The sequence below is a fragment of the Acidobacteriota bacterium genome (assembly GCA_022562055.1).
Classification (GTDB): domain Bacteria; phylum Actinomycetota; class Acidimicrobiia; order Spongiisociales; family UBA5794; genus BMS3BBIN02.
In genome coordinates this window covers 1-10565 of record JADFQA010000060.1, presented here as the reverse complement: position 1 = coordinate 10565, position 10565 = coordinate 1, and the positions used below count along the sequence as shown (strand labels likewise).

Below are 10565 nucleotides of genomic sequence, written 5' to 3'. Positions count from 1 at the left end.
CGTGTCGCACCGCGTTCAGCAAGCGCCGAGGCGTTCCGCTTCGCCGCCGCTGCACTGGACGCACGAATGAACGCCGATCCGCTGGACCACGGCCTGGTTCTAGGGGTGACTTCATCATCGATCAGCGAAGGAAAGACGGTCGTCGCCGTGAACACCGCGATCGCTGCTGCGCGAGAGGGGAAGCGTGTGCTGTTGATCGATGCTGACTTCGGCAATCAGGCAACAACCGCAATCCTCTTGCCCGACAGCCCACCGGAGTCTGGCATCACCGAAGTGGTCGAGGGCGGCACTGCAATGCGCGATGCGGTTGTCACCATAGAAGGAGACGGCGAGTCGGGGCTCCATCTGCTTTCCAGGGGGTGGCGGGAGACGACGGCCCCGGAGTTCTTCCGTCTCCCGGCGACCAAGGCGTTTCTGAAACGTGTCTCGGAGCACTACGACCTCGTGGTTGTCGACGCGCCCCCGCTGCTGCAGGTTGCCTACGCATCGACGATCATCTCGATCACCGACAAGGTACTAGTCGTCGTACCGCACCGCTCGTCTGTCACGAACCTCACCGAACTCGAGGACCGGCTCGAACTGATCGGGTCCCCCCTGTTCGGATACATTTACAACATGGCACCGCTGAACCTCGGTATGACGCTCACTGAGGGGTCAATGAAGGACGTGCTCGGAACGGACGACACCGAACCAGCGCGGAGCTAGCGACGTGACGAACGACGCACGGGGTGCTTACGGCTTCAAGATCACCGGCGACAGCGTTGACTCGAAGCTGTATAACCCCGTCGAAGATGACCGGCCGACGATCACGATCGAGCAGCGGAGTCTCAGTCGGAAAACGTACAAGGACCTAAACGAGGACGGCCGTATCGAAATACCACTTATCGGCGGTGGGGCTGCCATGATGGAACGCGGCAGTGATATCGGTGTCCTCGAACTACCAAATCGGTTGACACCCGACGAACTGGCACACCCTTACCTTGCGCCAATTGCCTCGGTGTTCGCCGATTGGTCGGGGTACACCGTCCTCCATGCCGGCATCGTGCACATCGCCGGCTTGGCGTGGGGCGTGGTAGGGGCGAGGGAGGCCGGCAAATCGACGCTGATGGCGGGACTCGCCCTCGCAGGTTTACCGATTGGCGCTGACGACCTGATGGTGATCGATGGCACCAATGTATTTTCTGGACCAAGAACGCTCGATCTCCGCGAAGGTGCAGCGCGATATCTGAAAGAGGGACGGGGCTTAGGCGTAGTCGGTATGCGGGAGCGGTGGCGGCTTGATCTCGAGGACGCGGAACCGAGTGTCCCTCTCGGCGGATTCATCTTCCCATCGTGGGGCGACGACATCGCTATCACCCCCTGCCCCTTGAATGAACGTCTCGACACGTTCGTAAACGGACGCTCGGTCCAGATCGACCCAATGGATCCGCGAGAAGCAATGCGGCTCGCGCGGTACCCTGCATTGAACTTTGTACGCCCGATGGACTGGTCTTTCTTCGACAGGGGAACTTCAGCACTCGTGGCGAAGGCTGAAGAAGTATCGGGCTGACGCGATCAAACCAGTGGGAAGAAGGCAGAGCGAGTGACGGCGGACGCGTGGATTACCCTTGCCGTGTTAGCGACGATGGTGTTGTTGATGGCGCGCAATGTCCTCCCTCCAGCAGTCGCGATTCTGGGCGCTGTCGTCGTACTCTTCTTGCTCAACGTCATCGACTCCAGAGACGCCTTCGCCGGGTTCTCGAATCCTGCTCCCCTGACCATCGCTGCGCTGTACATTCTCGCAGGGGCCGCAGCGCGAACCGGCAGCGTACGACGCCTCGTAGACAAGACTCTGCCGAGCGATGTTGGAGACCACAAGGCACTGGTCCGCCTCTTGCCGCCGGTGCTGCTTTCTTCGGCATTTCTAAATAACACGCCAATCGTCGCTCTGCTCGCTCCTGAACTCGTGTCATGGGCAAGGCGTCGCGGACGTGCTGTATCAGTTCTTCTTATGCCGGTCTCCTTTGCGGCGATTCTCGGCGGAATAGTGACGCTGATAGGAACATCAACGACTCTCGTCGTGTCGGGCCTGCTCGAAGAATCAGGTGCAGACCCTCTGTCCTTCTTTGAGGTCACTCCAATCGGTCTACCACTCGCCCTAGCAGGACTCGCTGTACTGCTGCTTCTCGCGCCATCGGTCCTGCCAACGCGTCAGGCGGCGGCAGATATTTCGGAAGAAGCGATGCGCGAGTTCATCATCGACATGACGGTCGACCTCGGAGGTCACATAGACGGGAAATCAGTGGAGGCCGGCGGCTTGCGAAATCTGACCGGCGTGTTTCTGGTTCAAGTTCACCGTGACGGATCCTCGATAGAGCCAGTCGGCCCCAAACTGATTCTTGAAGGAGGCGACCGTCTGCGATTTGTGGGACGCGCCGATGAAGTGCTTGATCTTCACGCGATCAACGGCTTGTCGAGTGCGGTGAGCGACCAGTTCACCGGGTTCGATCTCAACAGATCAGCGTTCGTAGAGGTGGTGGTGGGTAATACATCTCCCATAACCGGAAGGACGTTAAAGGAGGCACGTTTCCGTTCCACATATCAGGGCGCTGTTGTCGCCATCCATCGCGCAGGTCAGAGAGTTCACGAGAAGTTGGGTGACGTCACTATCCGAACAGGTGACACACTGATCGTATTGAGTGACGCGGGGTTCAAGGATAGGTGGCGTAACCGCGGGGATTTTCTGCTCATTGCCGAAGTCGCTGATTCGCCGGTGCCGCCTGGAGATTCCGCGGCGCTGCTGCCGCTCGCCGTGCTTGGCGGCGTGGTGGTTATCGCGGCATCAGGCGTTATGCCCATTCTGAAGGCGTCGCTGCTCGGGGTCCTCGTCGTTCTCGGACTCAAACTTATTACTGCTTCGCAGGCTAGAGATTCCATCAATTTGGATGTTGTCCTCGTCGTGGCTGGAGGATTCGGACTTGCCGCTGCGATGACCAATTCAGGGCTAGCCGACAGGGCAGCGGCAGCGATCAGCAGCTCTCTCGGTAGCCTCGGCGCCGTCGGCGTGTTGGCGGGGCTCGTCGCCCTCACCGTTTTGCTCACGGAAGTCGTCTCAAACACCGCCGCCGCGGTGATGGTGTATCCGGTTGCGATATCGTCCGCGGTCGCCCTCGGAGCAGACCCAAGATCATTCGCGATCGCCATAGCGATAGCGGCATCTGCGTCGTTCTTGACACCTGTGGGTTACCAGACAAACACGATGGTGTACGGTCCCGGCGGGTATCGATACGGTGACTACGCCAGATTAGGCGCACCGATAACTGTGATCATGATCGTAGGCATCCCCATGCTGACTTCGCTGACGGGGGGCGTATGAAGCGCCGGTTTCGTGTGCTGTTTAACCGTGCGGCGGCCGGCAGCAATCGGGCGACCAGAGTCGACGCTGAAGATCATTCGATACGTACGAGTGAAGCAGAACCCGTCCTGTGGCACCCCGCACCGAGATTCCACCCGTTTGGGTTCTGGGCAGTGGTACTCGCTGTTGCGCTCGCCCCGGTCGGGATCATGGGACCATGGGACGCGGTGTGGGACCTCGTCGGCGGCCTGATGCTGATTGCGACAGTCATCGGACCGGTCACGCGTAGGGCGGTGATCAACATAGGCCTCGCCGCGACCGTCGCTCTCTACGCAGCACTCACCCTTGCATGGTCACCAGAAGTCGGCGCAGGAACGCCGGTCGCCCTGGCATTGGGTATATGGGTCGTCTCGTATCTGGGGGTTTCGGCGGCGGCGAAAAACCTCCGTCTCACCCATCACTTGAGGATCGTCGCCGCGCTGTGGACGTTCGGCATCGGTGTCGGTCTGATCATGGTGTCTCAAGGGGACTACGCGATCAAGGGAATCGAGTGGGATTGGCCCATACGGCATGCCGCAATGGCCGGAGTTGCACTCTCGGCTTTGTCTCTATCAACACGCAAGGGACGCCGGTTGTCGGGCATAGGCGCGATCACGCTGCTAGTAGGAATTCTGCTGACAGAGGCCCGCACCGCGCTAGCCGCACTCTTGCTTATCATGATCGCAATCGGAGTTTCGTGGGTCACGCCACGAATTCGAACGCTAGGAACTGCAGTCCTCGTCGTCGGCCTAGGCCTTGCGATCCTCGCGCCCGCCGTACAGACTCGTTTCACCGGCGGGGATACGATTTCGGCGATATCGAGTAATCGGTCGGACGTGTGGAGCGCCACCGCGGCCGCCTGCGATCAGTGGATCATCGGAGAAGGCACCGGGTTTGCCAACACCATTGCGAGAACTACCCACGACGGGTTTCCCGACCCTCACAACGAGTTCTTGCGCTTCGGATGCGACATCGGCGTTGGGTTGCTGCCGATCGTCGGATTCGTCATGTTTGCCATCATGCGTTCGTTCTCTCTCCTTGGCGCGAGATCAAACTCGCGCATCGGGATCGCCGCGCTATCAGCGATCGGGACCCTTGTCATTTTTGCCGGCTTTTGGAACCCTCTGACTGCCCTGGAGTACATGGTTCCACTCATGGCCGTCATCGCCCTTGCCGATAGAAGCTTGGAAATTATGCAAGAGCACGGTTATTTGGAAACGCAGCTTCCATGACGATGCGTACATCCAACACCTGCTTTAGGCTCACCATGGGTTGGCCCGGGAGACGACCAGAATGATGAAAGTGGAAGTGCAGCGCTACAGCATCGGATCGAAGCTTCTCCGGTGGTTTGGCGTTGTCATCATCCTGACTGGTGTCCTTGCAAACGCAAGCGCGGGGGCAACAATCAATGACTGTGACGGGCCCATCACGGTAGAAGCCGGTGGATCGGGAGGATCCCGGTCCTACACGATCGTCAATGATGGAGTAGTTGGTCTGCGAATCGAGAGCGAACTGCCGAACGGCATCAACGCGACTCTCACGAGCACAGGCACCACCAACCCATGGACAGCGGTCCTTTCGGTGTCGGCGTCTGCTGCTGCGAGTCCGGGGAGCTTCACAATCCAGTTTCTTGAGAGCGGCGTCAGTCCTGCGGACTCTTGTTCCCAAGCAGTGCAGGTCGTCACGCCGACTACCACCACGACGACGACCACCACCAGACCCCCTGTTGTCACCACTACAACGACCACAACGCTGCCCCCGACTACCACCACGACTGAGCCGCTTGTGGTGACGACAACGCTTTCCGCGGTCGGACCGACCGGGCCGACCGATGACGGCGGTCTTCCACCCCTCCTACCGATCCTGGGGCTTGTACTTGTCGTCGCCCTCAGCGGCGTGTTGTTGAGTCTCCGGCCCGATCAAGCCGGGTTTGCCGCGCGACTCCGCGCCGTACAAAGCGGCGGGGTGGTGTCCCGGAGTCAATACGGGCGAAGGAGGACCTTGGGACAGTGGACCTCTGACCTGACGGGTGTTTCCGCTCTGGCGCGCCGCAAGCGGGTAAAGGGCCCGTCGGTCGGTCAGCGGGTCAAGACATCGTCGATTGCCAAGACCGTCAAAAAAAACCAACATCACGAACCCCCGTCGCAGAGCCAAAAGAGTCTCTGCGCGTGCGTCTACGCGAGACCGAGATAGCCGACGCGTTCCGTGCCAGGAAGTCGGCGAAACAGGTCCGCAATCAGATCAAGGATCGCCAGCGCGGCACGGGGAAGTAGATCCCGGCGCGGTCGAAGCGATACGGTTACGAGGAATCTCGGCTCATCTGCGACGTGCGCCCCGCGGCACCCACAACCGTACACTGGGACCCGCTTCCCTTGAATGATCGAAGCACCCCCCGACACCGGACGGCGAAGCTCAGAGTCGAAGCCGAATGTTGTGGCCGACGGCATTCGGTCGTGGCTCGGCTTCCGAGGCCAAGAGCTCCACTATTTCCGTGGCGAACCACTTCGGATTAGAGTTCTGCCGATGTGTAGGCGAGACATGATCAGAATCGGAATAGCGACCCAACCAACGGCGACATTTCAGATGGGATTTCGGCCCACACTGGACGCTCCCCCACCCGGATCAGCAGGACGAAGCCGTGGTTGGGTACCCGCACCCGACCACGGGACATACACGCCGTGTGACAGCCTGCAACAGTGAGAGCCACGGTCCAGACCCGATCTGAAAGCGAACATACGTGGCGAATACAAGTCTCGAAGTAACAAAAGTCGCCCTGGACGCCCTGGCAGAATCGGGGATCAAATGGGCGCTCCTGCATGGGTCTGCCGACCTCGTACCTACCAAGTTCCACAACTCCGACTTGGATATCGTGGTCGATAGGCCACCGCGTCTCTTGTTGCCAGCCTTGCGAAAGTCGCTGAATCGGAGAGGCCTCTCACCAATTCTCCTCTCGCGATACGACGCTGGGGAAACGAGTTTCCTGTTCTGTGCCAACAAAGATGGATCCGAAGGCGTACAACTCGACCTGCTATACGATCCGGACGGACGGGGGGTGTTGCGACTTCCCTCAACGGCGCTGCTTGAAGAGGTCGAGAAGCGGGGTCCACTAGGAGTTGCGAGCGTCCCCGAGGAGGTCGAACTGATCTACCTTCGACGGAAGGCGCTTCGCAAGCGTCAGCCAGAGAGATTAGAGATGCTACGGCAGCTCGCAGCACAGCAAGATGCAAAAGCACTGTTGCGAACGTCGCATCGGTTAACTGGAACTGATGGTGATGCAAGATGGTTACTGTCTGATCGGCCGATATCGTTCTCTAGGCGGTCATTTGTCAACCTAGTGGTGCAACTCCCACGACTCGTCGGGAGAGTCCGCACTCCGAGTGGATTCTGGCTTCATATCCCGGGGGACAATTCGCAGATCGCACTGGGATTACAGGCAAAGTTTGAACGATTCCTGCTGCGCTCCCACAGCTTCGAACTCTCGTCGTCGATCAATCGCGCGTTAGTTCAGTACACCCGAGGAGTCTTCCTCACTCGTCGCCGCGCTGCACTTGTCGTGACATGGGGCGGTTCCGCCCACCTGCCCGCCAACCCTGACCTCATCGGCAGCGGACTTGACAGCTCGACCGAGACGGCACAGCGGCTTGTCTCGGCAATGACCGAACGACTCCGACTGCTCCAGAGTTAAGAGGTGCTGAGTATATGCGTGTTCTGATCTCTGCCTACGCATGTGAGCCAGACCGTGGCTCTGAGCCCGAAGTCGGACTCCAAGCCGTGCTGGCAGCAGCATCCAGACACGAGGTCTGGACGATTACTCGCGAGAAGAATCTCCCCGTCCTCCGGGCCTTCCTGAGAGATCATCCCCTCCGAGATAGAATCCACCTGATTGGACTCGATGTTGACGGATTGTCCCGACGTGTGAAGAAACGGGGGGGATCGGTGACGATGCATTGGTACTACGACCTATGGCAACGTCACCTCGCCGATGCTGCAACTCGACTCGACAAGAAGTTCGATTTCGATGTCGCTCACCACGTCACGTTCGCGACGTATTGGGCTCGAACTGGTCTCGCCGCTGTCGACAAGCCGTTCGTCTGGGGACCGGTCGGGGGTGGCGTCCGACCTCCAATCAGCCTGATGCGCGTCATGGGACTGCGCGGAGGCAGCGGAGACCTGATTCGCGTACTCTCTCGACCCGCTCTGGCGAAACTCAATGGAGCGGCACGACTAGCGCGCCGGGCCGAAGTCGTGCTCACCCAGAACCCGGAGACCGCAAAGAGCCTGGGCGTCCAAGAGACTGCTGTCGTCGTGCCAAATGCCCTAGTAGTGGCGGAATCGATTCCGTTCCTAGACGGAAGTGCGCGGAGTTCGCCCCTACCCCACCGAATTATTGTCGCGGGGCGATTGATAGCCTGGAAAGCAACCAGTCTTGCCATCACAGCCATGCAGCATATACACGACACCAACGCAGTGCTGGAGATCTACGGAGAAGGCCCGCAACGCGACCGCCTCGGCCGACTTGTGGCAGCCCTCGGACTAACCGATCGGGTGCGCTTTATGGGAGTGGTACCGCGCACGCGCCTACTCTCTGAGATAGCATGCGCATCGGCGCTTGTGCACCCTGCGTTGCATGACGAGGCTGGTCTCGTGGTAGCCGAAGCACTGGCCGTTGGCACACCAGTGGTGTACCTCAATCGCGGCGGGCCGCCGATCGTCGCCGGCATGTGGCCCGACGTCCCGACTCGCGGTGTCGAACCTTCAAGCCCCGACGTGACCTCCCGCCGCATCGCCAGTGCGCTGGACGCAGTTATCGGCTCTAGGGGAGAGTCGACGGTTCGTCCCACGCTCCGATTTACAGATACGCTACTTGCTGCTTACGATCGTGCTGTCGCGGAATCAGCTGAATGATCAAGCTTCCAGCGGGCCTGGCGGACGCTGACGCTGGCGCGTCGGATTGCCACGTCCATGGCGGGAATCGCCGCAGTTCGGGTCCTGACCGAGTCTGAACTAGGCATGTACGCTGTCGTATCCGCGGCGCGGGTCTTGGCATCGCAACTGCCACACAGCTAGCACCTCTCCCAGCCGAGACGCGACTCGTACGAGTTGCCGCCCCCGAACGAACGTCAGCATTCGGTAGCAATATGTGGCTGTCGTTGCCGTGGGTACTACTGGCGACAATAGCGGTGCTACTGACCTCGATTTTCTTACCTTCTGATGGTCCACAAGGTGGTGGGGCAGCTCTAGTGATCACAGGTGCTCTTGTAGCAGCAGTCTTCCCACTCCAAGGCCACGCACGACGTTTGCTGCACTTGGCGAGCCAGCACTGGACAGCGGCCCGCGTGCCCCTACTGCGCATGGTGGTCACGACGGTAGCTCTACTGGTGGGGCGCGTTCTAGGCCTGTCGCCTACGTTACTCCCATTTGGAGCACTCGTCGTGGCCGATGTTGCGTCGCATCCTACTCCTTCCTAATGACCCGATCGGAGCACCCGACCTCCGCCTGCTGTACGCCGCGTGATCTCTTAAGGAGCGGAAGGTGGCTGCCAATAGGAGCATCTGCTGGTCCGACAGCGGGATTCGTCATCGGCATTCTCATAACGCAACTGGCAAGTGCTGCCGACCTTGGACTTTCCGAAGCGGCGAGGATCACAGCTGAGCCAATCCTGGTTCTCGCAATCGGACTGTCCGCCGTGCTCGGTCCCTCCTCTGTGGAAGCCGCGATCAACCGGCACAATGGGGACGCAAGGCGAAATTCTCGCCGATTCACACTGGGTTTAGGCATTGTTGCCATGCTCTACTTCGCTACCCTGTCGCTCCCCGAAGCAACCATTCCTCTCCGAGTCGTGATGCCAAGGGCCTTCGTCCTACCCGGCTCGCCCAATTGAGCGTGGTCGCGGCATTTGTCACGGGGGCCGTCTCCCTGCACAGAGCAGAAATCCTTGCTTTCGATCGAACTAGGCAGCTTTCGGTGGCCGAAGCTCTCGCATCGTCTGCTCGCGCAACCGTGGCGTGGGAAACCGCTGCTCTTCGTACCTGGACTGTGCCTCTGGTAATGCTTCTCAGTGGCCTAGTTCGCTGGGGATCCTTCTCGCTGACACTGCGATCCGCGTACCAAGACTCCGATGGGCCGCGACGGGAACCGCCCCCGGGTGATATCGGACACCCCAGAAAAACGAAACCGACCAAACTGGACATCTTTCTCAGATTCTTGACGAGGGACGACGGGCACCGACACGTCCAGGCTCCGTACCAGCCGAAGCACCAGAAGCGAAACGCCGTTGTGACCTCGCTCACAACACACATGACAAGTGGGGATAACTCGAGTTGACAATCCTCATTATCCAACTCCGCCGAACCGAGGCGATGGCAAGCCCTCAATGAACCCAGGACGATCCGCTCATGACTTCGTTGCGATAATCCAGTAGGCCATCGACGGGTATTCGCGAAATGGCCATCTGGCGTAATTCCAGCCTTTCTGAATCGCATACCCGAGCCGGCCATGACATCTCGGAAGATGAAAGAACAGGCTTTCCACCGAAAAGCCAGTCTCATTCAGGATTTTGTAGGAATTTCGCACACTAAACGCGTAGAGATGATTGCCGTCGTAATAGTCCAGTCGCAGTACGTCGCGAAATATGTTCCTTTCAGTTGGCAGGCCGAGAACCAGTGTGCCGCCTGGCTGCAGCACGCGTTGAATCTCTCCAGGTTTCAAGACCTCCGGAACCACTTCCTCGACGAGTTTTCCCGCACTTTCCTTCAGGTGATCCAGAAGTCGATTGACTTCCTGGCGGGTCAGAAGCTCGTCCGCATGCCGTTTAATCAGCTCTGTCAAATAGGTTGCAATGACGCTGGATGGCTCCACAACGGTGTAGTTTCTGTGTTCGGCGTCGTGGCGTTGCTTCTCGTCGATCCACAGGGCGGGCAAGCCAAACGCCGGTTCCTTCGTGGATATGCCATTGATGGGTTCAGAAACCGTACCCGCATCGATCGCCAGCACACCGTCGATGAGGAAGCACGTGTGGTGCGTCTCCTTCGTCTCGAGGTTATGGGCACCGAGGACGCGGACCTGCATGCGCTATGCCTCCGCGGCGTGGAGCACGCGGACGGCGATCGGCTCGGCCTTGCCCTTGACCTCGAGCGAGCGCCGCTCGAGGTCCGGGAACCGCGAGGCCACGTCGGCGTAGAGCTCCTCGCTG

At 59.6% G+C, this 10565-nt stretch carries 8 protein-coding genes; 7 read left to right on the top strand and 1 reads right to left on the bottom strand.

Annotated elements, in window-relative coordinates:
• The 7 genes from IIC71_14605 to IIC71_14575 all read left to right on the top strand — a co-directional run.
• Positions 1-705 (top strand): CpsD/CapB family tyrosine-protein kinase (locus IIC71_14605; GenBank protein MCH7670411.1); only part of this gene is annotated, 705 nt, incomplete at its 5' end.
• Between the two features lie 4 nt (positions 706-709).
• Complete coding sequence (locus tag IIC71_14600; GenBank protein ID MCH7670410.1) at positions 710-1549, top strand: hypothetical protein; 840 nt, start codon at positions 710-712, stop codon at positions 1547-1549.
• A 33-nt stretch (positions 1550-1582) separates the two neighbouring features.
• Complete coding sequence (locus IIC71_14595; GenBank protein MCH7670409.1) at positions 1583-3355, top strand: SLC13 family permease; 1773 nt, start codon at positions 1583-1585, stop codon at positions 3353-3355.
• Positions 3352-4605, top strand: coding sequence for an O-antigen ligase family protein (locus IIC71_14590; protein ID MCH7670408.1), 1254 nt, complete (start codon positions 3352-3354; stop codon positions 4603-4605). The genes IIC71_14595 and IIC71_14590 overlap by 4 nt, the downstream gene beginning before the upstream one ends.
• 61 nt (positions 4606-4666) lie before the next feature.
• The gene (locus IIC71_14585; protein ID MCH7670407.1) at positions 4667-5566 is read left to right on the top strand and encodes a hypothetical protein; all 900 of its coding nucleotides are present in this window, start codon (positions 4667-4669) and stop codon (positions 5564-5566) included.
• A gap of 544 nt (positions 5567-6110) precedes the next feature.
• Positions 6111-7058, top strand: coding sequence for a hypothetical protein (locus IIC71_14580; GenBank protein ID MCH7670406.1), 948 nt, complete (start codon positions 6111-6113; stop codon positions 7056-7058).
• A 14-nt stretch (positions 7059-7072) separates the two neighbouring features.
• On the top strand, positions 7073-8278 hold the full coding sequence (locus tag IIC71_14575; GenBank protein ID MCH7670405.1) for a glycosyltransferase family 4 protein: 1206 nt from the start codon (positions 7073-7075) through the stop codon (positions 8276-8278).
• Between the two features lie 1488 nt (positions 8279-9766).
• Here the strand turns inward: IIC71_14575 and IIC71_14570 are convergent.
• Complete coding sequence (locus IIC71_14570; protein ID MCH7670404.1) at positions 9767-10441, bottom strand: FHIPEP family type III secretion protein; 675 nt, start codon at positions 10439-10441, stop codon at positions 9767-9769.
• Between the last annotated feature and the right edge of the window lie 124 nt (positions 10442-10565).

What these genes read in the sequence shown, in the direction of transcription:
- IIC71_14590 (MCH7670408.1), top strand. Translation starts at nt 3,352, where the DNA reads ATGAAGCGCCGGTTTCGTGTGCTGTTTAACCGTGCGGCGGCCGGCAGC.
- IIC71_14585 (MCH7670407.1), top strand. Translation starts at nt 4,667, where the DNA reads ATGATGAAAGTGGAAGTGCAGCGCTACAGCATCGGATCGAAGCTTCTC.
- IIC71_14575 (MCH7670405.1), top strand. Translation starts at nt 7,073, where the DNA reads ATGCGTGTTCTGATCTCTGCCTACGCATGTGAGCCAGACCGTGGCTCT.
- IIC71_14570 (MCH7670404.1), bottom strand. Translation starts at nt 10,441, where the DNA reads ATGCAGGTCCGCGTCCTCGGTGCCCATAACCTCGAGACGAAGGAGACG.